The organism is Pseudodonghicola flavimaris, from assembly GCF_030164425.1.
Lineage (GTDB): Bacteria > Pseudomonadota > Alphaproteobacteria > Rhodobacterales > Rhodobacteraceae > Pseudodonghicola > Pseudodonghicola flavimaris.
Genome location: NZ_JASNJD010000026.1, coordinates 22361 through 47548 on the forward strand (window position 1 = coordinate 22361; position 25188 = coordinate 47548).

General features: G+C 65.9%; 24 protein-coding genes. 6 read left to right on the forward strand and 18 right to left on the reverse strand.

The window, feature by feature from the left end; genetic code table 11:
- Window positions 1-72 precede the first annotated feature (72 nt).
- Window positions 73-2817 (forward strand): aconitate hydratase AcnA, encoded by a 2745-nt coding sequence (gene acnA, locus QO033_RS22680; protein WP_284483144.1) that lies wholly within the window; start codon window positions 73-75, stop codon window positions 2815-2817.
- A 96-nt stretch (window positions 2818-2913) separates the two neighbouring features.
- On the opposite strand, the gene QO033_RS22685 is transcribed toward acnA, so the two are convergent.
- Entirely contained in the window at window positions 2914-3540 is a 627-nt protein-coding gene (locus tag QO033_RS22685; RefSeq protein WP_284483145.1) for a glutathione S-transferase family protein, read from the reverse strand.
- 91 nt (window positions 3541-3631) lie between these two features.
- Here QO033_RS22685 and QO033_RS22690 point away from each other — a divergent pair, with 91 nt between their 5' ends.
- Together QO033_RS22690 and QO033_RS22695 are read left to right on the forward strand one after the other, a co-directional pair.
- Window positions 3632-4342, forward strand: coding sequence for a helix-turn-helix transcriptional regulator (locus QO033_RS22690; RefSeq protein ID WP_284483146.1), 711 nt, complete (start codon window positions 3632-3634; stop codon window positions 4340-4342).
- A gap of 244 nt (window positions 4343-4586) precedes the next feature.
- The gene (locus QO033_RS22695; protein WP_284483147.1) at window positions 4587-5291 is read left to right on the forward strand and encodes an SDR family NAD(P)-dependent oxidoreductase; all 705 of its coding nucleotides are present in this window, start codon (window positions 4587-4589) and stop codon (window positions 5289-5291) included.
- 15 nt (window positions 5292-5306) lie between these two features.
- Here QO033_RS22695 and QO033_RS22700 read toward each other — a convergent pair whose 3' ends face one another.
- The 10 genes from QO033_RS22700 to yajC all read right to left on the reverse strand — a co-directional run bounded on the left by QO033_RS22700 (window position 5307) and on the right by yajC (window position 12284).
- A complete protein-coding gene (locus QO033_RS22700) occupies window positions 5307-5849 on the reverse strand; it encodes a DsbE family thiol:disulfide interchange protein (protein WP_284483148.1) in 543 nt (180 codons plus the stop codon).
- Window positions 5842-6003: a heme exporter protein CcmD gene (gene ccmD, locus QO033_RS22705; RefSeq protein WP_284483149.1), complete on the reverse strand. Its 162-nt coding sequence runs from the start codon at window positions 6001-6003 to the stop codon at window positions 5842-5844. Before ccmD ends, QO033_RS22700 begins: the two co-directional genes overlap by 8 nt.
- Window positions 6000-6752, reverse strand: a complete 753-nt coding sequence (locus QO033_RS22710) for a heme ABC transporter permease (protein WP_284483150.1) — start codon at window positions 6750-6752, stop codon at window positions 6000-6002. The genes ccmD and QO033_RS22710 overlap by 4 nt, the downstream gene beginning before the upstream one ends.
- 47 nt (window positions 6753-6799) lie before the next feature.
- Window positions 6800-7456, reverse strand: coding sequence for a heme exporter protein CcmB (gene ccmB, locus QO033_RS22715; protein WP_284483151.1), 657 nt, complete (start codon window positions 7454-7456; stop codon window positions 6800-6802).
- On the reverse strand, window positions 7453-8070 hold the full coding sequence (gene ccmA / locus QO033_RS22720) for a heme ABC exporter ATP-binding protein CcmA (RefSeq protein ID WP_284483152.1): 618 nt from the start codon (window positions 8068-8070) through the stop codon (window positions 7453-7455). Before ccmA ends, ccmB begins: the two co-directional genes overlap by 4 nt.
- A 113-nt stretch (window positions 8071-8183) precedes the next feature.
- A complete protein-coding gene (locus QO033_RS22725) occupies window positions 8184-8537 on the reverse strand; it encodes an Mth938-like domain-containing protein (RefSeq protein WP_284483153.1) in 354 nt (117 codons plus the stop codon).
- Window positions 8538-8585: 48 nt separating this feature from the next.
- Window positions 8586-9338 carry a sulfite exporter TauE/SafE family protein gene (locus QO033_RS22730; protein WP_284483154.1) on the reverse strand — a complete coding sequence of 251 codons (753 nt, stop codon included), beginning with the start codon at window positions 9336-9338 and terminating at the stop codon, window positions 8586-8588.
- Window positions 9331-10302, reverse strand: a complete 972-nt coding sequence (secF, locus tag QO033_RS22735) for a protein translocase subunit SecF (protein ID WP_284483155.1) — start codon at window positions 10300-10302, stop codon at window positions 9331-9333. The genes QO033_RS22730 and secF overlap by 8 nt, the downstream gene beginning before the upstream one ends.
- A 1-nt stretch (window position 10303) precedes the next feature.
- Window positions 10304-11965, reverse strand: coding sequence for a protein translocase subunit SecD (secD, locus tag QO033_RS22740; RefSeq protein ID WP_284483156.1), 1662 nt, complete (start codon window positions 11963-11965; stop codon window positions 10304-10306).
- 34 nt (window positions 11966-11999) lie between these two features.
- Window positions 12000-12284: a preprotein translocase subunit YajC gene (gene yajC / locus QO033_RS22745; protein ID WP_284483157.1), complete on the reverse strand. Its 285-nt coding sequence runs from the start codon at window positions 12282-12284 to the stop codon at window positions 12000-12002.
- 294 nt (window positions 12285-12578) lie between these two features.
- Here yajC and QO033_RS22750 point away from each other — a divergent pair, with 294 nt between their 5' ends.
- Window positions 12579-14081, forward strand: a complete 1503-nt coding sequence (locus QO033_RS22750) for a pentapeptide repeat-containing protein (protein ID WP_284483158.1) — start codon at window positions 12579-12581, stop codon at window positions 14079-14081.
- A 78-nt stretch (window positions 14082-14159) separates the two neighbouring features.
- Complete coding sequence (gene serS, locus QO033_RS22755) at window positions 14160-15452, forward strand: serine--tRNA ligase (protein ID WP_284483159.1); 1293 nt, start codon at window positions 14160-14162, stop codon at window positions 15450-15452.
- 83 nt (window positions 15453-15535) lie between these two features.
- On the opposite strand, the gene QO033_RS22760 is transcribed toward serS, so the two are convergent.
- Both QO033_RS22760 and QO033_RS22765 read right to left on the reverse strand, forming a co-directional pair.
- Window positions 15536-16099 carry a helix-hairpin-helix domain-containing protein gene (locus QO033_RS22760; protein WP_284483160.1) on the reverse strand — a complete coding sequence of 188 codons (564 nt, stop codon included), beginning with the start codon at window positions 16097-16099 and terminating at the stop codon, window positions 15536-15538.
- A gap of 183 nt (window positions 16100-16282) precedes the next feature.
- Window positions 16283-17275 carry a fatty acid desaturase gene (locus tag QO033_RS22765; protein WP_284483161.1) on the reverse strand — a complete coding sequence of 331 codons (993 nt, stop codon included), beginning with the start codon at window positions 17273-17275 and terminating at the stop codon, window positions 16283-16285.
- A 298-nt stretch (window positions 17276-17573) separates the two neighbouring features.
- Here QO033_RS22765 and QO033_RS22770 point away from each other — a divergent pair, with 298 nt between their 5' ends.
- Entirely contained in the window at window positions 17574-18659 is a 1086-nt protein-coding gene (locus QO033_RS22770; protein ID WP_284483162.1) for a calcium-binding protein, read from the forward strand.
- A gap of 103 nt (window positions 18660-18762) precedes the next feature.
- On the opposite strand, the gene QO033_RS22775 is transcribed toward QO033_RS22770, so the two are convergent.
- The 5 genes from QO033_RS22775 to QO033_RS22795 all read right to left on the reverse strand — a co-directional run bounded on the left by QO033_RS22775 (window position 18763) and on the right by QO033_RS22795 (window position 25063).
- Window positions 18763-19998 (reverse strand): saccharopine dehydrogenase family protein, encoded by a 1236-nt coding sequence (locus QO033_RS22775; RefSeq protein WP_284483163.1) that lies wholly within the window; start codon window positions 19996-19998, stop codon window positions 18763-18765.
- 57 nt (window positions 19999-20055) lie between these two features.
- Window positions 20056-21147, reverse strand: coding sequence for a carboxynorspermidine decarboxylase (locus QO033_RS22780; RefSeq protein WP_284483164.1), 1092 nt, complete (start codon window positions 21145-21147; stop codon window positions 20056-20058).
- A gap of 310 nt (window positions 21148-21457) precedes the next feature.
- On the reverse strand, window positions 21458-22921 hold the full coding sequence (gene der / locus QO033_RS22785; protein ID WP_284483165.1) for a ribosome biogenesis GTPase Der: 1464 nt from the start codon (window positions 22919-22921) through the stop codon (window positions 21458-21460).
- A gap of 49 nt (window positions 22922-22970) precedes the next feature.
- Window positions 22971-24299, reverse strand: a complete 1329-nt coding sequence (locus QO033_RS22790; protein WP_284483166.1) for a PQQ-binding-like beta-propeller repeat protein — start codon at window positions 24297-24299, stop codon at window positions 22971-22973.
- 89 nt (window positions 24300-24388) lie between these two features.
- Window positions 24389-25063, reverse strand: a complete 675-nt coding sequence (locus tag QO033_RS22795; protein WP_284483167.1) for a tetratricopeptide repeat protein — start codon at window positions 25061-25063, stop codon at window positions 24389-24391.
- Window positions 25064-25188: the final 125 nt, after the last annotated feature.

Below are 25188 nucleotides of genomic sequence, written 5' to 3' on the forward strand. Positions count from 1 at the left end.
TGACGCCTCGTGCTGTTGCAGAACGCGGCCAGCGAATTCCCGTTATCCACGACTCTCTGAGGGAGGCCAGATATGCCTATCACCGTTGGACAGGATACAGCCAAGACACGCAAAACGCTCAGCGTGAACGGTAAATCCATCTCCTACTATTCGATCCCCGCGGCCACCGAAGCAGGCCTGGGCGATTTTTCCAAGCTCCCGGCCGCTCTCAAGGTGGTGCTGGAGAACATGCTCCGCTTCGAGGACGGCAAGACCGTCTCCGTGGACGACATCAAGGCCTTTGCCGAATGGGCGGAAAAAGGCGGTCAGAATCCGCGTGAGATCGCCTATCGTCCGGCCCGCGTGCTGATGCAGGACTTCACCGGCGTTCCCGCCGTGGTCGACCTCGCCGCCATGCGCGACGGCATCAAGGCGCTGGGGGGCGACGCCCAGAAGATCAACCCGCTGAACCCGGTCGACCTGGTCATCGACCACTCGGTCATGATCGACGAATTCGGCAATCCGCGCGCCTTCCAGATGAACGTGGACCGCGAATACGAGCGGAACATGGAACGCTACCAGTTCCTGAAATGGGGCCAGGGCGCCTTCAACAACTTCCGGGTGGTGCCGCCGGGCACCGGCATCTGCCACCAGGTGAACCTGGAGTATCTGGCCAAGACCGTCTGGACCGACACCGATCAGGCCGGTGAACTGGTCGCCTACCCCGACACGCTGGTCGGCACCGACAGCCACACCACCATGGTCAACGGCGCCGCCGTTCTGGGCTGGGGCGTCGGCGGTATCGAAGCCGAGGCCGCGATGCTGGGTCAGCCGATCTCGATGCTGATCCCCGAAGTCGTCGGCTTCAAACTGACCGGTGAGATGGTCGAAGGCACCACCGGCACCGACCTGGTGCTGAAGGTCGTCGAAATGCTGCGCAAACACGGCGTGGTCGGCAAATTCGTCGAATTCTACGGCCCCGGCCTCGACAACCTGCCGCTGGCACAGCGCGCCACCATCGCCAACATGGCCCCGGAATATGGCGCCACCTGCGGCTTCTTCCCGATCGACGCCGAAACCCTGCGCTATCTGAACCAGACCGGCCGCGACGAGGAAACCATCGCCCTGGTCGAAGCCTACGCCAAGGAAAACGGCTTCTGGCGGACCGCGGATTACGCGCCGGTCTACACCTCGACGCTGGAACTCGACATGGGCACCATCGTGCCGGCGATCTCCGGTCCGAAGCGTCCGCAGGACTACCTGCCGCTGACCACCGCCGCCAGCGCCTTCACCAAGGTCGTGGCCGACTACCGTGGCATCGACATCTCCTCCGACGCCAAGGACATGGCCGATGAGGGTCCGGTGGCAACCAAGGCCGTCGACATCCACAAGACCGCCGCGGTCGAAGGTGAAGACTATCAGCTGAAGGACGGGTCGGTCGTGATCGCCTCGATCACCTCCTGCACCAACACCTCCAACCCCTATGTGCTGATCGGCGCAGGTCTGGTTGCCCGCAAGGCGCGCGCGCTGGGGATGAACCGCAAACCCTGGGTCAAGACCTCGCTGGCCCCCGGCTCGCAGGTGGTGACCGAGTATCTGGAGGCCGCCGGCCTGCAGGAAGACCTCGACGCCGTCGGCTTCAACCTGGTCGGCTACGGCTGTACCACTTGCATCGGCAACTCCGGCCCGCTGCAGCCCGAGATCTCCAAGGCGATCAACGACAACGACCTGATCGCCACCGCGGTACTGTCGGGCAACCGGAACTTCGAAGGCCGGATCAGCCCCGACGTGCGCGCCAACTACCTGGCCTCGCCGCCGCTGGTGGTGGTCTATGCGCTGGCCGGTGACATGAACATCGACCTGACCTCCGAGCCGATCGGCCAGGACAAGGACGGCAACGACGTCTTCCTGAAAGACATCTGGCCCTCCAACCAGGAGATCGCCGAGCTGGTCGAGAAAGTCGTCACCCGCGAAGCCTTCCAGGCGAAATACGCCGATGTCTTCAAAGGCGACGAGAAGTGGCAGGCAGTCGAGACCACCGAGGCCGAAACCTACGACTGGCCGTCGCAATCGACCTACATCCAGAACCCGCCCTACTTCCAGGGCATGGGCATGGAGCCGGGCAAGATCACCAACATCGAAGGCGCCAAGGAACTGCTGATCCTGGGCGATATGGTCACCACCGACCACATCTCCCCCGCCGGCTCCTTCGCCACCACCACCCCCGCCGGCCAGTATCTGCTGGAGCGTCAGGTGCAACCGCGGGAGTTCAACTCCTACGGCTCGCGTCGCGGCAACCACGAGATCATGATGCGCGGCACCTTCGCCAACATCCGCATCAAGAACGAGATGCTGGACGGCGTCGAAGGCGGCTATACCAAAGGCCCCGATGGCGAGCAGACCAGCGTCTACGAGGCGTCGATGGCCTATCAGGCCGCCGGCACCCCGCTGGTGGTCTTCGGCGGCGAACAGTATGGCGCCGGCTCCTCGCGCGACTGGGCAGCCAAAGGCACCGCGCTGCTGGGCGTCAAGGCGGTCATCGCCGAGAGCTTCGAGCGTATCCACCGCTCGAACCTGGTGGGCATGGGCGTCATCCCGTTCGAGTTCACCGGCGGCGAGACCCGCAAGACGCTGGGCCTGACGGGGGATGAGACCGTGTCGATCTCCGGCCTGGACACCATCCAGCCGCTGCAGGAAGTGCCCTGCACCATCACCTATGCCGACGGCACCGAGAAGACGATCCAGCTGAAGTGCCGGATCGATACCGCCATCGAAATCGAGTACATCGAACACGGTGGCGTTCTGCACTACGTGCTGCGCAACCTGGCCAAGTCGTAAGCGACCGCCAGAGCCTGAAACAGCAAAGCCCCGCCTTCCGGCGGGGCTTTTTCTTTCTGTGCAGGGCGGAACCGCAGGACCACAGCCGCAGCGGGCTCAGCCCGCAGCCGCCAACCTGGCCTGCGCCTTTTGCTCGTAATCGTTGACCGGAACGCCCCCGACCCGCTCCGTCACCCGCGCCACCCAGTCACGCACCACCGGGCTCTGCAGCGTGAAGGTACTGGCCGCCCATTGGAAGGCCGAGGCCATGATCAGATCGGCCACGGTGAACCGCGCCCCCATCAGGAAGGGCGCCTGCCCCAGCCCCGCCGCGATCTGGGCTTCGACCTCCGGCATGCCGCGGAATGTCGACGTCAGCGCCGGATGGCTCACCCCGGCGATGGCCAGCGCCAGCGCCGGTTCCACCACACCGCCGTAGTAGCACATCCAGGACAGGAAGGTGCCGCGCCCCGGCCGCCCCGGCGCGATGCCGAGGGGATGGCCAAAATACTCGTCCAGATAGAGCATCACGGCGTTGGATTCCCGGATCGCCGCGCCATCGTCGCCGATCAGCAGCGGCACCTTGCCCTCAGGATGCGGATTGGCCGGATCGCGATGCCCCGAGCCGTCGCGCCGCGGGACCGACACAAGACGCACTTCGACGGCGTCGAGCCGGTCCATCATCATCAGCTGGGTGATCACCCGCGTCGACCGGGTCAATGGGGAATGGTAGAGGATTGGCATCGGCATGCCCTCCGTAACTGGTTTCTATGCGCCGGATATGCCACCCTCCTCCTGACAGTTTCCGTCATGAGACTCCGGGCATATCACCGCCATGGCCAAGACCGACCGCCTGTTTCGCCTGCTGCACCTGATCCGGGGCCTGACGCCGCCGGTCACCGCCGCACGGCTGGCCGCCGCGATGGAGGTCTCCGACCGGACCATCTACCGCGATATCGAGACGCTGCGCGCCGCCGGCGCCCGGATCGAGGGCGCGGCCGGTCTCGGCTATACCATGACCGAGGACCCGGCGCTGCCGCCGCAGACCTTCACCCAGCTGGAGATCGAGGCGCTGGTCCTCGGCCTCTCCGACGTGCAGGCGCGCGGCGATGCGCCATTGGCGGCAGCCGCGGCCGATGCGCTGACCAAGATCACCGCCACCCTGCCCGAACGCCAGCAGCGCCAGGCGGTGCAGGCGATCAATCTGGTCCACCGTTTCGCCCAGCCCGCCGCCCCGGCCATCGACATTACCCTCCTGCGTGAGGCCAGCTGGGCCGAGGAGGCCCTGGAGATCCGCTATCGCGACAACGCCGGCGCGGTGACCAACCGCCGCGTCCATCCGCTGGCCCTGGCCTATCTCGACAATGCGGTGATGCTGCTGGGCTGGTGCTGCCTGCGCCGGGATTTTCGCCAGTTCAAGGTCACCTCGATCCTCGCGGTGCAGCGCACCGGCGACAGCTTCCGTCCCCACCGGGTGCCGTTGCTGCGCGATTACGTCGCCCGGCTGCGCCGCGGCCGGAACCCGGCACCCCCGCCGCGAGAGTGATCCCGGCACGCCTCCGGCGGGAGTATTTAGGTAGAGAAGACATATCGCAGTGCCCAGTCTTTTTCTCTCTGCTCTTCTTCTCTCCGGTCTTCTTCTCTGCGGAAATACTCTCGGGGGTGAATTGGGCCAAAAGCCCAAGAGGGGGCAGACAGCCCCCGGTCCCCGCCCGTCGTGCGAGAGGCCCTTGACCCTTGCGCGCCGAACCGAAACGATCGCGCGACAGACAGCGCGCGGGAGAGACGGCATGCGGAAAGTGGCCCTGGTCACCGGCGGGGCGAAGGGGATCGGCCGCGCCATCGTCGCGGAGCTGGCGACGGATCATGCGGTGGCCCTGACCTGGCACCGCGCAACGCCGGCGGCAGAGCGGATCGCCGCACCGGACACGCTCGCCCTGCAGGCCGATCTGGCGCAGGAGGGTGCGGCGGAGCGGGTGGTGGCGAAGACCCTTGCCCGGTTCGGCCGGCTGGACGTGATCGTCAACAATGCCGGGATCATCGCCCAGACGCCGAAGACCCAGGTGGACCGCGCTGCGCAGCAGGCGCTGCTCGACGTCAACCTGCTGGCGCCGGCGGCGCTGCTCGCGGCGGCACTGCCGCATCTGCGTCCGGGCGCGGCCATCGTCAGCATCTCCTCGATCAACGCGGTGTTGCCGCCGCGCGATGCGGTGCTCTACGGCGCCAGCAAGGCGGCGCTGAACCTCTGGACCCGCGGCATGGCGAAGGAACTGGGACCGGCCGGCATCCGAGTCAACGCGGTGGCGCCCGGTGCCATCAACACGCCGGAGGCGCCGCGCGACGCGGCGCTCACCGCCCGGTTTGTCGAGGACACCGCGCTCGGCCGTATCGGCCGGCCCGAGGATATCGCCGGCGCGGTGCGGTTTCTCGTCTCCGAGGCGGCGGATTTCATCACCGGCGAGGTGCTCACCGTCTCCGGCGGCTATCGGCTGTAACCGCCGGCCCCGCGGCTATTGGCCCTTCGCCGCCTGCTGCAGCAGCGGGCGCAGTTTCTCCGTGATCACCCGCTGGGTGACCGGCCCGGCGAAGCGCATCAGGATGGTGCCCTCGCCGTCGATCACATAGGTCTCCGGCACGCCGTAGACGCCCCAGTCGAGCGCCATCTTGCCGGCCGCGTCCCGGCCCAGAGCGGAATAGGGATCGCCGAGTTCGGCCAGGAACTTCACCGCATTGGCGGTCTCGTCTTTGTAATTGACGCCGTAGAGCGTGATGCCCTCTTCGGCCAGCGCCTCGAGATTGGGGTGTTCGACCCGGCAGGGGGCGCACCAGCTGGCCCAGAAGTTCACCAGCTTGACCTTGCCGTCGCGCAGGGCGGCATCGTCGAAGCCGTCACGGCCGGGAAACGCCGCCAGCACCACAGGCGGCGCCGGCTGGCCCTGACGGGCGGAGGGCAGCGCCTCGGGATCCTCGCGGAACATGCCGATCGCGGCCAGCGCGACGAAGCCAGCGAAGATCACCGGCGGGATGATCATCAGGGGGGTGATCTTAGCCATTCTTGCGGCGCATCCTCTGTTCGGTCTCTTCCATCTCGGCGCGCACCCGGCGGCCGCGCCACAGGCTGATCCCGACCAGCCCGATCAGCAGCAGGATCGACGCCGCATAGGCCGACAGCACGGTATCGGCGTATTTTCCCAGATCCGGCATCATGCCCCTGCCCTCTCTCTCGCCTGCAGCGCCCGGATACGGCGGGCGCGGATTTCGGTGCCGGTGCGATAGAACACCAGCGCGATGAACAGCAACACGAAGCCCGCGATACAGACCAGTAGCGGGATATAGAAGACGTCGGCGACGTTTTCCTTCTTGTCCATGCTGAGCGAGGCGCCCTGGTGCAGCCCCTGGTTCCAGAAGTTCACCGCATAGCGGCTCAGCAGCGCGAAGACCGAGCCCACGAGGCAGAGCACCGAGGTCAGATCCGCCGCGGTATCGGGATCCTCGATCGCCGACCACAGCGCCATATAGCCGAGGTAGAACAGGAACAGGATCAGGAAAGAGGTCAGCCGCGGGTCCCAGGCCCACCAGGTGCCCCACATCGGCTGGCCCCAGATGGCACCGGTGACCAGCGCGATCACCGTCATCACCGCCCCCACCGGCGCCGCAGCACGGGCGGCCAGCGCGCTGACATGATGGCGCCGGATCAGCCAGATCAGCGACATCACCAGCATCATCAGCCAGCCATTGATCGCCATCAGCGCCGAGGGCACATGCAGATAGATGATCTTCACCGTCGATCCCTGACGGTAATCGTCGGGCGTGAAGAAGAATCCCCAGACCAGACCGATCACCAGGCAGGCGCCCGACAGGATCCACAGCCAGGGCATCAGCCGCTCGGTCACCGCCAGGAATTTCCTGGGATTGGCATAGGACCACAGGGCGTTCATTTTTTCCGAACTCGACATGCTGCCTCTCTAGCCCCTCCTCCGGGCCTTCTCAATTCACAACACATTCAACGCAGGTTCACCCGCAGTACCGCTGCGCTGGCAAAGGGCAGCAGCGCGATCGCCCCGGCGCTGATCCCGGCCAGCAGCAGCAGCGGCGTCGTCGCCTCCATCCCGGTGGCGCCGCGACGGGCGACCTCGGCACCGAAGATCAGCGTCGGCACATAGAGCGGCAGCACCAGCAGCGACAGCAGCAGCCCGCCGCGCTTCAGCCCCACGGTCAGCGCCGCGCCGAAGGTGCCCAGCACCGAGAGCGCCGGCGTCCCCAGCGCCAGCGATATCACCAGCCAGCCATAGCCCGGCGCCGGCAGGTTCAGCAGCACCCCCAGCAGCGGCGCCGCCAGCACCAAGGGCAGGCCGGTGGTAAGCCAATGCGCCAGCGCCTTGACCGTCACCGCCGCCTCCAGCGGCAGCGGCGCAGTGGCCAGAAGATCGAGCGAGCCGTCCTCCCAGTCCAGCGCGAAGACCCGGTCGAGCGACAGCAGGCAGGCCAGGAGTGCCCCGAGCCAGAGGATGCCCGGCGCGATGGTCGCCAGCAGCGCCGATTGCGGCCCGACGCCGAAGGGCACCAGCACCGTGACGATCAGGAAGAACGCCAGCCCCAGGCCGAAGCCCCCGCCGGCGCGCATCGCCAGCCGCAGGTCGCGGATCAGCAGGGCAATCACAAAAAGGCCTCGTCGAAATCGTCGCCGGCCGCGGGCAAAACCGCGCGGAACCGGGTGACATCCAGCACCTGTGCCTCAAGCCCGAGGTCGATATGAGTGGCGATCAGCGCGCTGCCGCCCCAGGCCAGATGCGCGCGCACGGCGGCGGCGAACATCTCCACCGCCCGGGTATCGAGCGATACCGTCGGCTCGTCCAGCACCCAGACCGGCCGGCCGGTGACCAGCAGCCGCGCCAACCCCAGCCGGCGTTTCTGCCCGGCCGACAGGCTGCCGGCGGGACGCTCTGCCAGGGTCGCCAGATCGAAGGCCTCGATGGCCTCGACAATGCCAGAGGCACCGAAGACCCGGGCCCAGAAGGTGAGATTTTCACGCACGCTGAGTGTCGGCTTGATCCCATCGGCATGGGCGGCATAGGCGATCCGGTCCTCCGCCCCCTCGATCCGGCCCGAATGCGGCGACTGCAGCCCGGCCAGGGTGCGCAGCAGCGTGGTCTTGCCGATGCCGTTGGGGCCACGCAGGATCAGCGCCTGCCCCGGCTCCAGCACAAAGCTGAGCCCGCAGAGCACCGGCAGCCCGCCCCGGGCCACAGTCAGATCGGTTACACGCATTTCCATCCTCTCCCGCTTACCCGATTGCGGGGCACCGAGAAAGGCGCATTCCGTCTCAGCCCGTGCAGAGGAGGCGCGGCCCGTGCCAATGGGGCCAGTGCAGCCCAGCGTGGGCCGGGTCAGACCGGCAGCATCGCCAGCGCCACCCGGCGGCCTTCGGAGAGCAGCACGTTATAGGTGCGGCAGGCGGCGGGAGAGGCCATGGTTTCGACGCCGAGCCCGGCCTCTTCCAGCAGCGCGCGCAGATCGGCGGGGATATGGGCGATCTCCGCCCCGGTGCCGACGAACAGCACGTCTACCTGCCCCGCCAGCGCCATCAGCGGCGCCCGGTCGTCATATCCGCCCCAGGTCGCGGTTCCGGCCGGGCCGGTCAGCACCGCGCCCTGGCGGATCTTGCCACCGATGCGGAAAAACCCCGGGCCATAGCCCTCGATCGGTTCAGCATCGGTGAATTCGACTTCAGTTACTCGCATCTCTTGTCCCCAGTCCTGCGCCGGTCCCGTCCGCGCGGTTGCCGCCCTTCAGCCCCAGACCGGCAGCCCGGTCACCGCGGCACCGGCGATCACCGTATAGGCGGCGGCGCGATAGGCTTTCTCCAGCCCCGGGCGGAAGATGACGCCCCCCAGCACATTGCCCGCCACATTCGGCAGCGCCAGCATCAGCCCCAACCAGATCGGCACGCCGTTCAGCATTCCCTGCCAGCCCAGTAGCGCCAGAAGCAGGATATTGTAGAGAAACAGATAAGTCAGGGTCGAGGCGCGCACAACCGGCGCCGGATGCGGGCTGGCCATATAGAGCAGGATAACCGGCGGCCCGGGCAGCCCGGCGGCGCCGCCCAGAAACCCCGACAGCCCGCCGGTGCCGAAGATCAGCCCGGGGCCGAAGCGGCCATGATAGCGGACCCCGGCAATCAGGCAGAGCAGCATCCCCAGCGCCAGGAAGGAGACGCCGAAACGGAACACCTCGGGCGCCACCACCCCCAGCACCCAGAGCCCCAGCGGCAGGCCCAGCAACGCCGCCAGGCTCATCCGCAGCAGATCACGCCGGTCGGCCTGGCGCAGCGCACCGGGCAGGTTCGGCATCGGCCCGAAGGCATCCATCAGCGCCACGGTGATGATGGCCCAGACCGGCGGCAGCACCAGCGCCGCCACCGGCATGAAGACCAGTGCGGTGCCGAAACCGGCGAAGCCGCGCACGGTGCCGGCGACGAAGGCCGCCAGCGCCAGCCAGACCAGACCCGGCGTCGCCAGCGCCTGGCTCAGCGCCTCAGGCATCGATGTTGGCGAACTGATTGCCGGTCTTCTTGGGGTCGGGCTTGGACCAGTCGCGCTTGACGCCCAGGAACAGCAGGATCGCCGAGGCGACGAAGATCGACGAATAGGTGCCGACGATCACGCCCCAGGTCATCGCGAAGACGAAGCCGCGGATCACGTCGCCGCCCAGAACCAGCAACGAGATCAGCGCCAGCAGCGTGGTCATCGAGGTCATCAGCGTCCGGCTCAGCGTTTCGTTGATCGACAGGTTCAGCACCTCGGCCAGCGGCTTCTGCTTGTATTTGCGCAGGTTCTCCCGCACCCGGTCGAAGACGACCACGGTATCGTTCAGCGAATAGCCGACGATGGTCAGAAGCGCCGCGATGATCGCGAGGTCGAACTTGATCTGCAGTTCAGAGAAGATGCCGATGGTCAGCAGCACGTCGTGGATCAGCGCCACCACCGCACCCAGGGCGAACTGCCATTCGAAACGCAGCCAGATGTAGACCAGCACCGCCCCGATCGCCAGCACCACCGCCAGAACCGCGGTCTGGATCAGCTCGCCCGAGACCTTCGGGCCGACCGATTCGACCGAAACGAACTTGATGTCCGGCACCACGGTCTTCAGCGCGCCCTCGACCTGATCGATCATCTCGGCCGAAACCGCCTCCTGATCGTCCTGCGCCTGGATGCGGATCATCGCCACATGCTGGTCGGCGCGAAAGCCGGGATCGAAGACCTCGGAAATCACCACATCGCCCAGCCCCAGCGGCGTCAGCGCATCGCGATAGACGCCGACATCGAGGTTGGTGGCGCTTTCGGTGCGGATCGTGGTGCCGCCGCGAAAGTCGATGCCGTAATTCAGCCCCTGCATCAGGAAGGAGATGAAGGCCACCACCATCATCATGCCGGAGAAGCCCAGCCAGAGCTTCCAGTGCTTGAAGAAATCGAAGGAGGTATGTTCGGGAACCAGTCGCAGTCGCATCTCAGACCTCGATCGTTTTCGGGCGGCGGCGGTCGTACCACATCACGATCAGCAGCCGGGTCACATAGATCGCCGTGAAGACCGAGGTGATCAGACCGAGGCCGAGGGTGATGGCGAAGCCACGCACCGGCCCGGAGCCGATCGCAAAGAGGATCACGGCGGTGATGAAGGTGGTAATATTGGCGTCGAGAATGGCGCTCAGCGCCTTTTCATAGCCCAGTTCGATGGCACGGCTCGGGCCCTTGGCGGTCTTCAGCTCCTCGCGGATACGTTCGAAGATCAGCACGTTGGCATCGACCGCCATGCCGACCGTCAGCACGATGCCGGCGATCCCCGGCAGCGTCAGCGTCGCCCCGATCAGCGACAGCAGGCCGAACATCAGCGCGATGTTGAGGATCAGCGCCACATTGGCGAACAGCCCGAAGAGCCCATAAGCCAGAGCCATGAAGATCAGCACCCCGGCAAAGGCCACGCCGGTGGCGATCTTGCCGGCATCGATGCTGTCCTGCCCCAGTTCCGGACCGATGGTCCGTTCCTCGAGGAAATCCAGCCCGGCGGGCAGCGCGCCCGCACGCAGCAGCACCGCCAGATTGGTGCTTTCCTCGACGGTGAAATTGCCGGTGATGATGCCGGAGCCGCCGGCGATATGCGCCTGGATCACCGGCGCGCTGATCACCTCGTCATCCAGCACGATGGCGAAGGGGCTGCCGATATTGTCGCGGGTATAATCGCCGAACTTGCGCGCACCGGAGGTGTTGAAGCGGAAGCTCACCGCCGGCCGGCCGTTCTGGTCGAAGCTGGGCTGGGCGTCGACCAGCTCCTCGCCGGTGACCACAGGGGCGGCCTCGACGGTATAATAGGTCCCGGTCTCGTTCAGCGCCGGCAGCAGCTTGTTGCCGACACCGGGATTGGCATCGGGGTCGGAGCCCCGGCCGACCACCGGGTTGAAGGTCAGCTGCGCGGTGGTGCCGATGATCGATTTCAGCTCGGCGGCGCTGCCGATGCCCGGCACCTGGATCAGGATGCGGTTGGCGCCCTGACGCTGGATCGTCGGTTCGCGGGTGCCGACCTCGTCGATGCGGCGGCGCACGATCTCCAGCGCCTGGCGCACGGTGCGGTCGTCGGTGGCCAGCTTCTCGGCCTCCGACAGGGTGACGGTGATGATATCGCCGCTGCCCGACACCACGATATCGGTCGATCCGGCGCCGGTCAGCGACTGGATCGGCCGGGCCAGGGCACGGACGGTCTTCAGGGCGGTGTCCATCCCCTCCGGCTGGCTGATGCGGATGCGCAGTTCCGCCTCCGGCGAGGGCTGCAGGCGGATGGTGCCGATGCTGGCGCGGTCGGCGCGCAGCGCATCGCGGATTTCCGGCCAGAGCGCCTCCATCCGCGATTTGTAGACATCGGCCACCCGCACCTCTGCCAGCAGATGCGCGCCTCCTCTCAGGTCCAGCCCGAGGTTGACCAGGTCGCTGGGCAGATAGGACGGCCAGCGCGCCGCCTGGGCCTCCCGCTCGGGCGTGGCGCCCGATTTCTCGATGGCGGCGCGGGCATCGTTGGCCTGCTCCACCCGGTTATAGAAGGCATTCGGCAGCGACAGGATGATCCCGGCCGCACAAACGGCCCAGATCAACACCCGCTTCCAGAGTTCAAATTGCAGCATGACCCGGCCTTTTCAGAGGGTTGGACGGTCTGGTTTACTTGGCCGGTTCGGTCTTGTTCAGCACCTGGGCGATGGTCGACTTGACCACGCGCACCTTGACCCCTTCGGCGATCTCGACTTCAAGCTCACCGTCTTCCTTGACCTTGCTCACCTTGCCGATCAGCCCGCCCTGGGTCACGACCTGATCGCCCCGGCGCAGCGCCTCGACCATCGACTGGTGTTCTTTGACCTTCTTCTGCTGCGGACGGATCAGCAGGAAGTACATGATCGCGAAGATCAGGATCAGCGGGAGAAACTGGGCGATTGCGCCACCTTGCATGTGGTGTTCCTTCTAACCGGAAAAGGCGGGGACCCCCCCGCGGATTGCCGGGAACCTATGTCGGGAAGGGGGGCAATGCAAGGCAACGAATGGGCCCGCCCCGGCCCGGCGCGACGACATTTCCGTGAAGCCGGGCGGGCGGCGGGAAATATGGCGGTTTCAACCCCACCGCGCGCGCCCCGCCCTGCCCCGGATCGGGCAGAGAACCGACGAACCGGGGAGACGGGCGCAACGAAAGGCTTGGCCGACGGGCGGCGCATCGCCATGATGGCCCCACCACAACCGGAGCGCGAGATGAGCGACCAGCCCACCACCACCCTGCCGATCCCGCCCGATGTCTTCTGGGCGATCACCGGGATCGGCGGGATGGCCCTGCTGACGCTGGTGATCTTCGGGGCGATGATCCCCGCCGGCTCCAGCCATGTCGCCCCGTTGGAGCGGTTGAAGGATCGGCTGGGGCTTACCAGCCTGAACTCCGGCCTGTTCCTGATCGCCCTGGGGTTTTGGGGCGCGCTGTTCCTGACCCTGACGGTGGGGCTGATCTGGCTGATCTGGGATCTGATCTGGATGGGTATCCCCGGCGATACCGCCAAGGTCTGGGGCTTTTCCATCGCCCGCATCGCCGGTCTGACCGCGACATTGGGGGCGGTGGTGGCCCTGCCCTTCACGCTGATCAAGGTGCGGATGACCGCGCGGCAAACCGATACGGCCGCAGAATCCCTCTTCAACGACAAGATCAACACCGCCAGCGACGATCTGCACGCGATGCGGCAACGGTGGGACGAAACGGAAAAGCAGAACATCTGGGAGCCCGACATCGTCCGCCGCAATGCCGCCATCGACCGGCTTGAGGGGCTGGCGAAAGAGCAACCCTCGGAAGTCCCGCGGATCGTGCGGATGTTGAGCGTTTATGTCCGGGAACTGTCCAAGGAGGTTCCACCGGAGCCTGCCCCCCCAGATGCCAGACCAGACCAACTCAAAGACTGGGCGCGGCAGCTGACCGTCAAACGCTCAGACATGCAAACCGCCGTTCAGGCGCTGGGACGCCTGCGAAAATCCTTCGATGGTGCCTTTGATCCGAAAACCATCGACCTGACCGGCGCCAACCTGCAAGGGATGCTGCTGAGTCATGACGGTTTTAACTTCGGAGGTATTCTTCTGGCTGAGGCGTCCATGCAGGGGGCGGACCTCTGGGGCGCGAAGTTGCAGGGGGCGGACCTCGGGCGCGCGGAGTTGCAGGGGGCGGACCTCTGGGGCGCGAAGTTGCAGGGGGCGGACCTCTGGGGCGCGAAGTTGCAGGGGGCAGGCCTCTGGAGCGCGGAGTTGCAGGGGGTGTACCTCGAGCGCGCGGAGTTGCAGGGGGTGTACCTCGAGCGCGCGAAGTTGCAGGGGGCGAACCTCGAGCGCGCGGAGTTGCAGGGGGCGAACCTCGAGCGCGCGAAGTTGCAGGGGGCGGACCTCTGGAGCGCGGAGTTGCAGGGGGTGTACCTCGAGCGCGCGGAGTTCGACACATCAACCTCACTGACAGCCGCTACTCTCCGAGGTGCGGCTGTCAGTGAGGTTGATTTTACCAATATACCAGAAATCACCCCGCATATCGACCAGGTCTTCGGCGATGCCACCGTCACCCTGCCCGGGGGCGTCACCCGGGATCACCCGGATTGGCCGCCGCATTTCTCAAGAGAAAAACTGATCGGCGACGACTTCGAAACCGCCTGGCGTGCCTTCCAGAAATCCATCGGCTTCGACCCGGATGACCCTTCGACCTGGGACGACCCGCAGGACACACCACCATAGACACTGCGCCCCCTACCCCTCGGGGGCGACATGTTGCATAAGGCCCCCACGATTCACAGTGTTTCAGGGAGCATCCCCATGCATGACATCCGTGCCATCCGCGACAACCCGGCCGCCTTCGACGCCGCGCTTGCCCGGCGTGGGGTTTCCTCGCTCTCGTCCGAGCTTCTGGCGCTGGACGAGGCGCGGCGCGCCAAGATCCTGGCGGCCGAGACCGCGCAGGCGGATCAGAACAAGGCCGCCAAGGCCATCGGCGCCGCCAAGGCCAAGGGGGATGACGCCGAATTCGAACGGCTGCGCGCCGAGGTGGCCGACAAGAAATCCGAAGTCGCCGCCATGCAGGCCGAGGCGAAGGAGCTGGACACCCAGCTGACCGAGATGCTGGCCGGCATCCCCAACTTGCCCTATGACGACATCCCCGATGGCGAAGACGAGGCCGACAATGTCGAACTGCACCGCTGGGGCACGCCGAAGACCTTCGATTTCAAACCGAAGGAGCATTACGAGCTGTCGGGCGTGATCCCGGGCATGGATTTCGAGACCGCCGCGAAACTGTCGGGCGCGCGTTTCGTCGTGCTCAGGGGCGCGGTGGCGCGTATCCACCGGGCGCTGGCGCAGTTCATGCTGAACACCCATGTCGACGAAAACGGCCTGACCGAGATGAACACCCCGGTGCTGGTCCGCGAAGAGGCGATGTATGGCACCGGCCAGTTGCCGAAATTCGGCGAGGACAGCTATCTGATGCGGGAAGGGCTGTGGCTGATCCCGACCTCCGAGGTGACGCTGACCAATACGGTCGCCGGCGAAATCCTCGACGAGGCCGCCCTGCCCCGGCGGATGACTTCGCACACGCTCTGCTTCCGCTCCGAGGCGGGATCGGCCGGCAAGGACACCTCCGGCATGCTGCGCCAGCACCAGTTCGAGAAGGTCGAGATGGTGTCGATCACCAGGCCCGAGGAGAGCGACGACGAGCAGAAGCGCATGCTGCGCTGCGCCGAGGGGATCCTGGAAAAGCTGGGCATCCCCTATCGTACCATCGTGCTCTGCACCGGCGACATGGGCTTCGGCGCGCGGCGCACCTTCGATATCGAGGCCTGGCTGCCCGGGCAGGACACCTATCGCGAGATTTCCAGCGTCTCCACCTGCGGCGATTTCCAGGCGCGGCGGATGAACGCGCGGTTCCGCCCCGAGGCGGGTGGCAAGCCGGAATTCGTTCATACGCTGAACGGCTCCGGCCTGGCGGTCGGGCGCTGCCTGATCGCGGTGCTGGAGAACGGCCAGCAGGAAGACGGCTCGGTCACCCTGCCCGAGGTGCTGGCGCCCTATCTGGGCGGCAAGCTGACGCTGAGCGCTGTGGGCGAGCTGGTCTGAGCCGCCGCCAGACAGCGCCGACGACACGCGCCTGAGGACAGGTGCGGAACCGGCGCCGGGGGCTCCCTCCGGCGCCCCCGGGTTCAGCCCTTGGCCCTGGCCGCCTTCTTCCCGGACTTCCTGGCTTTCTTCGCCTTGGCCTTCAGCTTCGCGGCCTTGTCCTTTTCCTTCGCCTTCTTGGCTTTCTTCTTGGCTTTCTTCTGCGCCTTGGCGAAGGCCTTGGAGAGCGTCTCTGCCTTTCTGGCGGCCTTGGCGGCCTTCAGCCGCGCCTTGGCCCGCTTGCGCGCCCGGGCTTCCTCGGCGGTTTCGACCGGCGCGGGGGTGACCGGCGCATCGGGCACCGGCGGCGCCTTGGCGGCGGCTTTTGCCGCCCGCACCGGCACCGGTTTCGGCGCGGCAACCGCGGGCGTTTCGGCCACAACCTCCGGCGCCGGGGCCGGCGCTACCTCAGCTCCGGCCGGCGGCTGGTCCAGCAGCGCCTGCGCCTCGGCGATCATCCTCGCCGCCGTCACCGCACCGATGCCGCTGACCACGGTCAGATCGGCCGGCCGCGCCGCCGCCAACTGGCTGAGGCTGCGAAATCCGTGTTCTGCCAGGGCAAGGACCCTTGCCGGTCCAATGCCACGAATGTCGGTGAGAGGGCGCATCTGATCTCCTTCTGGTGTCCGCCTGCGGGGGTACTGCCCCCGGTCGGCGCCGGAGGAGCCGATACCCTAGCGCAGTCGTGCGCCAAATGTATATACAAAAAATATACAAATTCAACGAGAGAGAGGCGCGCCCTGACGGCCCGCCCCCTGCAACGATCGGTTCCTGCTGCGCGAACCGGCGGCTCAGCCGGTTACCGTCTGGCCGGTTTCGGACCGGCGCCGCCGTTTGGGAAAAGGCACCAGCCGCTTGGCGTCCTCATCCCAGAGCTTGAGGTTCAGCGCAGCCACCGCCTCGGGAAACTTGATCCGCCGCGGCGCGTATTCCTCCGGCAGGTTATAGTGGCAGGCGCGCAGCCGGTAGGAGGGGATGCGGGCGTTGAAATGGTGGATGTCATGCAGGTTGATACAGCCCACCACCAGATCGAAAAACCAGCCGAAATCCAGCGCCGAAGACCCCTGCAGCGCCGCCAGTTGCGGATCCAGATCGGGCCGGCGGTCCCAATAGGTATCCTCGAAATTATGCTGCAGATAGACGAGGAACACGCCGATCATGCCGCCGATCACCGAGAACAGCAGATAGAGCCCGAGCCCCTGCCAGCCGCCGAATGCCCAGATCAGCGCCAGCCAGGCGAAGACCGCGAGATTGTGCAGAAGCACGCTGCGCACACCGTACTTCACCGTGTTGCGCGGCCAGCGGTAGCGGATGAAATAGGTGAAGGCCGAACCCAGCGGGATGAAGATGAACGGGTTGCGGTAAAGCCGGTAGAACAGCCGCCGGCCAAAGCTGGCCTCGTTCCACTCCCGCAGCGTCATGGTATAGATCTCGCCGGTCTCGCGATGCTCCAGATTGCCGACCCCGGCGTGATGCTCATTGTGATTCTGCTTCATCACCGTGAAGGGCGAAAAGGTGAAGGGCGACAGCCCCTCGCCCGCCAGTTCGTTCTGACGGCGGGTCTTGAACAGAGAATGATGGCCGCAATCGTGCTGCAGCACGTAGAGACGCACAGCGCACAGCGCATGCACCAGCCCGGCGGGGATCATCACATACCACAGGCTGGCATAGGCGATCAGCACGTAGAGCGATGCGAAATAAACTGCGAAGGTTCCGAAATAGCTGAGCGCCGCAAGACGGTTATCCTGCTTGGCGTACTGGCGGGTGTAGGCGCGAAGATCCATGATCGTCCCGTTTCTGCTTAGATCCCGGTTTCCGGTGCAAACTAATTGGTTCAGTTGTGGGGAACAAGCCGTCACACCGCCGCATAAGCAGAATCCGCCCGCTGTAGTTCGCCCAATGACCACCCGCCGCAAGGCGGGCAAAACCGCCGCCCGGCCCCTGCCGCGACGGCAGCCCCAAAATACCGCCACGCGTGCTTGAACCACCCACGATACACGCTTTAGATGTTGGTCGCCTGTGCCAGCCGGCGCCGCCCGCGCCTGTTCCATGCACAGCTCACAGCCAGGACGACCTCGTGACATGACCAATATCCTCCTCTATTCCAGCCTGAATTCCTGGGCGGCCGAAGACCTCGAGAAGATCGATTTCGACTCCTTTTCCTCGCCTTCGCTGTCGCCCAACCTGATCACCGGAAGCGTCGACGGCTTCTTCATCCGGATCAGCGGCACCTTCGCCTATAGCGGCGGCACGCTTCAGAGCGGCACCGTCAGCGGCGTCGATGTCAGCTATCACAGCACACCGCTGGTGACGGTTTCGGGCGTCCGTCTGGATATGGACGATCTGGTCTATGGCTCGGTCGCGACGCTGACGCAGAAGGTCTTCGGCGGCGACGACACCCTCACCTCCTATTGGAACCAGGGCGAGACCTATTCCAGCTTCGGGGGCGATGACCGGCTGCGGCTGGGCACCGGCGATGATGAGGTCGACGGCGGCACCGGAACCGATACCTTCGTGCTGGACACCCCCTATGCACCCGCCAGCATCGGGCTCGCCGGTCGTGCCGTGGTGGTGGACGGCGCCATGGGGCGGGATCTGCTGACGAATGTCGAGCTGCTGGAGTTCAGCAACAAGACCGTCGCGGTCGACACCGGCAGCACCGGCAACGACGTGATGACGGGCGATACCTATGCCAGCGCGCTGAGCGATATCCTCTTCGGTCTGGACGGCGACGACCGGATCAGCGGCGGCAAACTGGCCGACCGGCTCTTCGGCAACGATGGCGCCGACAAGCTCTATGGCGGGCGCGGCAACGATATGCTGAACGGCGGCAACGGCAATGACCTGCTCAAGGGCGCCGGCGGCTACGACACGCTGTTCGGCGGCAATGGCAATGACCGGCTCATCGGCGGCAAGGGCAACGACGTGATGACCGGTGGCGGCGGCCGCGACAGCTTCCTGTTCACCCGCGGCGATGGCAGCGACCGGATCACCGACTTCGACCTGGGCCGCGACACCATCGTGATCGACCGGGGCGCGTCGGACCTCTCCGACCTCGATTTCACCCGCAAGGGCTCGGATGTGCTGATCAGCTTCGCCAACGTGAAAATTCTGGTGGAGGACATCAAGGTCTCAGACCTGCACGACGCCGGCAATTTCGATTTCTGAGCCGCCGCCCCGCCCCCGCGCGGGGCGCGGACCGGACAGCTGAACATGAAAAAGGCGGGCCCGCGTGGCCCGCCTTTCCGTCATCTCAGCCCCTAGCCCCGGCTCAGGCGTTCCAGGGGTGATCGCCCTTGGCATCCTTCACCCGGGTCGGCAGGCCGATCTGGTCGAGGATGGTGAAGAAGGGTTTCGGGTCCAGTTCCTCGACGTTCTTCATCGTCTTGGCATCCCAGTCTCCGCTCGCCACCAGCATCGCGGCAGCCACCGGCGGCACGCCGGCAGTATAGGAAATGCCCTGGCTGCCCACTTCCTCATAGGCTTCCTTGTGATCGGCGACGTTGTAGACAAAGAGCTCGACCTCCTCCCCGTCCTTCACGCCCTTGACCAGATCGCCGATGCAGGTCTTGCCGATATAGCCCGGCGCCAGGCTGGCGGGATCGGGCAGCACGGCCTTGACCACCTTCAGCGGCACGACCTCGAGCCCCTCGGCGGTTTTCACCGGCTGCTCCGACAGCAGGCCCAGCGATTGCAGCACGGTGAAGACATTGATGTAGTGATCGCCGAAGCCCATCCAGAACCGCACATCGGCCTGCGGATAATTGGTGGCGAGGCTGTGCACCTCGTCATGGCCCGACTGATAGGCGCGCTGGGTGCCGACGACGGGCAGGTCCCAGTCGCGGCCCGATTCAAACATCTTCTTCTCTTTCCACTGCTGGTCTTCCCAGTAGTAGACGGTGCCGGTGAATTCGCGGAAGTTGATCTCCGGATCGAAATTCGTGGCGAAATACTTGCCGTGCGAGCCGGCGTTGATATCGACGATATCGATCGACTTGACCTCATCCATCTGGTCGATGGCAAAGCGGGCGAAGGCATTGACCACACCCGGATCGAAGCCGGCGCCGAGGATCGCGGTCACGCCCTTCTCGGCACAGAGATCGCGCTTCTTCCACTCATAGTTGGCATACCACGGCGGGGTTTCGCAGATTTTGGCCGGGTCTTCGTGAATGGCGGTGTCGATATAGGCCGCGCCGGTCTCGATGCAGGCATCGAGCACATACATGTTCACGAAGGCGGACCCGACGTTGATCACGATCTGCGCGCCGGTCTCCCGGATCAGATCGGCCACCGCCTGGGTGTCCATCGCATTGACCTGGTGCGCCTTGAGGACGCCCTCCTGCTTCATCGCGCCCTTTTCGCGGACCGACTCAAGGATCGCCTCACATTTGGAAAGCGTCCGGCTGGCGATGTGGATATCGCCAAGCACATCGTTGTTCTGCGCGCATTTATGCGCCACGACCTGAGCGACGCCGCCAGCGCCGATGATGAGAACGTCTCGTTTCAACTCAAGGGACCTCCTTCGTGTTCCTGTAGTTCGGGGTAAAGCCTCAGTTTCAAGGTTTCACGACAAAGCGGCCGTGAAATCCTCATAGGTGAAATCGCGCACCAAGCGGGTGCTGCCGTCCAGTTCACGAATGGCGATGGCCGGCATCTTGACGCCGTTGAACCAGTTCTTCTTGACCATCGTATAGCCGGCCGCATCCTGAATGCTCAGCCGGTCGCCCGCCTTCAGCGCCGCCGGAAAGCGGAATTCGCCGAAGATATCACCGGCCAGACAGGATTTGCCGCAGACCATCCAGTCCTGATCGCCGCTTTCCTCCATCTTCGCACTTTCGCGGTAGATGAGCAAATCGAGCATATGCGCCTCGATCGAGCTGTCGACGATGGCCAGGTTCTTGCCGTTGTAGAGCGTGTCCAGAACCGTCACCTCCAGCGTGGTCGACTTGGTGATCGCCGCCTCGCCCGGCTCCAGATAGACCTGCACCTGGTTCTGGTCGGCAAAGCGTTTCAGCCGGTCTGCCAGCCGATCCAGCGGATAGCCCTCGCCAGTGAAATGGATGCCGCCGCCGAGGCTGATCCAGTCCATCCGCCGGATCAGATGGCCGAACTGCTGTTCGATCGAGCCCAACATGGCGTCGAAGCGGTCGAAATCGGCATTTTCGCAGTTGTTGTGGAACATGAATCCGGTGATCAGATCGGCCACCGGTTCGATATCCCTGGGATCATGCTCGCCCAGCCGCGAGAACGGCCGCGCCGGATCGGCCAGGTCGAAATCCGAGGTCGAGACGCCCGGGTTGACCCGCAGGCCGCGGATATGGCCACGGCTGGGCTCCTCGAACCGGGTCAGCTGGCCGACGGTGTTGAAGATCACCTTGTCGGAATTCGCCAACACCTCGCCGATCTCGTGATCGGCCCAGGCCACGGAATAGGCATGGGTTTCGCCGGGGAACTTCTCCCGCCCCAGCTTGACCTCGAAGAGCGAGGAAGACGTGGTGCCGTCCATGTATTCGCTCATCATGTCGAAGACCGACCAGGTGGCGAAGCACTTCAGCGCCAACAGAGCCTTGGCGCCGGAGTGCTCCCGCAGCCAGGCGATCTTTTCCATGTTGGGAAGCAGCCGCGCCTTGTCGATCAGATAATAGGGGGTTTGCATCAGGGGTGCGCCTCCGACCAATAGGGACCCATAACCGAGAGCGGGGACTTAACAGGTTCGCGCCACAAAACAACCCCGGATCTTGGCGAAATGATAGGGAATATCCCGGGGAACCGGGGCACGCGCGGAGCTGCCCGGGGGATTACCCCGGCTTTTCACCTCTCGCCCGGCCCTCCCCGCGGGTGGGCGTCCTGCAGACGTTCGGCACCGAAACAAAAGGCGACAGAGCGCCGATGTCTCGCCCCTGCCAAAGCAGGGGGGCGCCCACCCGAGATCTGGCACGCCCCTTCTGACTTAGAAACGGGAACGATTACTTCAGGTGCTTTCTCAGCGCGCTCGGCCCAGATTTCTTGCGGCCCTTATAGGGGTTCTTGTCGCTCTGGCTGCGCAGCGTCAGCCGGATCGGCGTGCCCGGCATGTCGAAATCCTGCCGCAGCCCGTTGACCAGATAACGGCTGTAGCTGTCGGGCATCTTGTCGGGATGGCTGCACATCACCACGAAACCCGGCGGCCGGGTCTTGGCCTGGGTCATGTAGCGCAGCTTGATCCGCTTGCCCTGCGGCGCGGGCGGCGGGTGCTGCTCCAGCATGCCAGTCAGCCAGCGGTTCAGCCGCGCCGTCGAAACCCGGCGGTTCCAGACGTCATAGGCGCGCAGGATCGCATCGTGCAGCCGGTCGAGTCCGCGCCCGGTCTTGGCCGAGACGGTGACCAGTGGCGCCCCGCGCAGTTGCGGCAGCAGCCGTTCGAAGGCCTCTTTCAGATCGCGCAGCTTTTCCTGCTTCTGATCCTCGATATCCCATTTGTTGACCGCGACCACCACGGCGCGACCCTCGCGCTCGGCCAGATCGGCAATCCGCAGGTCCTGCTGCTCGAAGGGGATCGCCGCATCCAGCAGCACCACCACGACCTCGGCGAATTTCACCGCCCGCAGCCCGTCCGAGACAGAGAGCTTCTCCAGCTTCTCCTGCACCTTGGCCTTCTTGCGCATGCCGGCGGTGTCGAAGATCCGCATCGGTGTGCCATCCCAGTCGATGCGCAGGGAAATTGCGTCGCGGGTGATCCCGGCCTCCGGCCCGGTCAGCAGCCTGTCCTCGCCCAGGATCTTGTTGATCAGCGTCGACTTGCCGGCATTGGGGCGACCGACCACCGCCACCTGCAGCGGTTTAGCCGCAGTGGGCGCCGGCGCACCGGCGATCTCTTCGCCGTCCTCATCGAAATCGGCCTCGTCATCGACCGTCACCTCGGTCTCGGGCGCGTGTTCGGCCGCCCGCTCGGCGAAGTCATCGGCGATCGGCATCAGCTGGGAATAGAGGTCGTTCAGCCCCTCGCCATGTTCGCCGGACAGACGAATCGGCTCGCCCAGCCCCAGCCCGTAGGCCTCGATCACCCCGGCATCGGCTGCCGATCCCTCGGCCTTGTTGGCGGCCAAGATCACATGCGCCGATCGTTTGCGCAGGATCTCGGCAAAGACCTCGTCGGTCGGCGTCACCCCGGCCCGGGCGTCGACCATGAACAGGCAGACATCGGCCATGTCGACGGCACGTTCGGTCAGGCGCCGCATCCGGCCCTGCAGGCTGTCGTCGGTAGCGTCCTCCAGCCCGGCGGTGTCGATCACCGTAAAGCGCAGATCGCCCAACCGCGCCTCGCCCTCGCGCAGGTCGCGCGTCACGCCGGGCTGATCATCGACCAGCGCCAGCCGCTTGCCGACCAGACGGTTGAACAATGTGGACTTGCCGACATTCGGCCGGCCCACGATGGCGAGGGTGAAACTCATGCGTACGAACTTTCGAAAACCTGAATGCGCCCTTTAGCGCATCCGCGCGTCAACGGAAAGCGTAGAGTAGGCCCGCGCGGCTGACCACATAAAGTGTGCCGCCCGCCACCGACGGCGCGGTGGTGGCGCCGCCCGGCACCTCGAGCGAGGAGAGCCAGCCGCCGCTCTTGGGATCGAAGAAATGGACATAGCCGTCGCTGGAGGCGACCACGATGCGGTTGCCGGCCAGGATCGGGCCATAGTTGGCATAGACCGCGCCCCGCTTGCGCGAGGTGTCACGCACATAGTCGTTCAGATCGTTGGTCCAGATGATTGTGCCGTCTCGGGAGTCGAGCCGCACCAGCTTGTTCTGGTCGCTGATCAGGAAGACGCTGCCGCCGGCCGGCACCACCGGCCCCAGGGCGCCTTCGCGTGCGGTCCACAGCCGGTCGCCGGTGTCGATATCATAGGCCACGGTGCGGCCCGACTGGTTGCCGGCATAGACCCGGCCGCCATCGATCACCGGGCTGCCGGTGACGTCCATGATCATGGTGCGGGCGCGGCCCTTGCGCTTGCCGGCGACCGACGCATACCAGCGGCGCAGACCGCCGCGGCGGAAGGTCGCCATCAGGTCGCCCGAGCCGAAGGCGAAGATCGCCAGTTCCTGATTCACCGCCGGCGCCGGGGCACCCAGCACATTGGTGATGCTCGGCGTGGCCGAGACCTGCCAGACGATGCGGCCGTCCTTGGTGTCGACCGCCCAGCCGGTATCGTCGCCGGCCACCAGATAGACCAGACCGCCGTAGACCGTCGGCTGTCCCGATCCGGTGGCGTCCAGCCGCTGCTGCCAGCGCTGTTTGCCGGTGGCGGCATCCAGCGCCGTCAGCCGGCCATAGCCGGAGGAGACATAGAGCGTGCCTTCGTGATAGGCGAGCCCACCGCCGGTGGCCTGTCCGTCGGAGTCGGTCGCCGGCACCAGATCGGTGCTCCAGGCGACGGCGCCGCCGGTGGTGACGGCGGTGACGCGAGCAGAGGAATCGAGCGTATAGATCAGGCCGTTGGCGATCACCGGCTGCGCGGTGATGCGCTGGCGCAGCGCGTCCCCTTCGCCGATCGGCGCCGTCCACAGCAGGCTGGGCGCGCTCGACAGCGCCGGATTGCTGACCCGATAGGACGGGGTGCCCTGCCCCTGCGTCCAGGCGCTGTTGCTGGTCTGGGACGGCAGCCGGATCACGCGGCTCTCATTCGCCGGGGTCTCGGCTGCCAGCGTCTCCTCGGCGTAGATCGGCTCCCGCTCGCCGGGAAGGATCACCTCCTGCTCGGCGCAGGCGGAGAGCAACAGAACCGTGCCGCCGACAAGGGCCAGCCCGGTACGCGAAAGGGAAAACGCTGCGGTCATGGGAAGGTGCCTGATGCTCTGCCTGTCGTTTCGTTCGTAGTTCCAAGTACCGGCCGCCCGCCCGCGGGCACGCGATCCGGTCTGTCTGATCAGCCCTGCTGCACCCCGGACACCGTCGCCGGCGTACCGCCGAGCGCCACGATGACCTGAGACACGCGCTGCCGCAAGGTTGTATTGGCCTCCGCGTCCTGCAGGATCTGCTGCAACCGGTCAAGCGCGGCCTCGGTCTGGCCTTCGGAGACATCGATCAGGGCCAGTTGCTCCTCGGCCAGCAGCCGCAGCGCCCCGCCGGGACGGGCCAGCGCCTCGAACCGCTGACGGCGGTCCGACGCCTCCAACGTATCGGCCTGCAGCACCAGCGCCTTGAAGCCGGCGATATCGCGGTAGATCGGTTCCAGATCGCCGTTGCGGGCGATTTCTTCCAGCGCGGCGACGGCAGCCTCGGTATCACCGGCCTCTGCCCGCGCAGCGGCGGTCAGGAAATCCAGCACGGCGCCGCCACCGGCGGATGTCGGGCTGATCCCGGCCAGCGCCTCGGCCCGGTCGGCCGGCGCATCGGCATCCATCGCCGCCAGCATCTGGTCGCCCAGAGCCTCCGCCGCGGCGGTTTGCTGTGCCTTGCGGTATTCGTTGTAGCTGGCGCCGCCCACCACGGCGACAATCACCACGATGGCGATCCAGCCATAGCGGCGCAGCAGCGCGAACAGACGGTCGCGGCGGACCTCGTCAGTGACCTCGTCGATGAAACTGTCGGCGTCGCTCATCCTTCGCCCCCGCCCTTCCTGCCATGGCACCCGCCGGACCTGTGCCCGCGACGCTGCCGCTTGAACTCTCCCCACGCTGCCCGGGCAGCGGCGGAATTTCCTCCTCTTACCCCCGATCCCGCGCC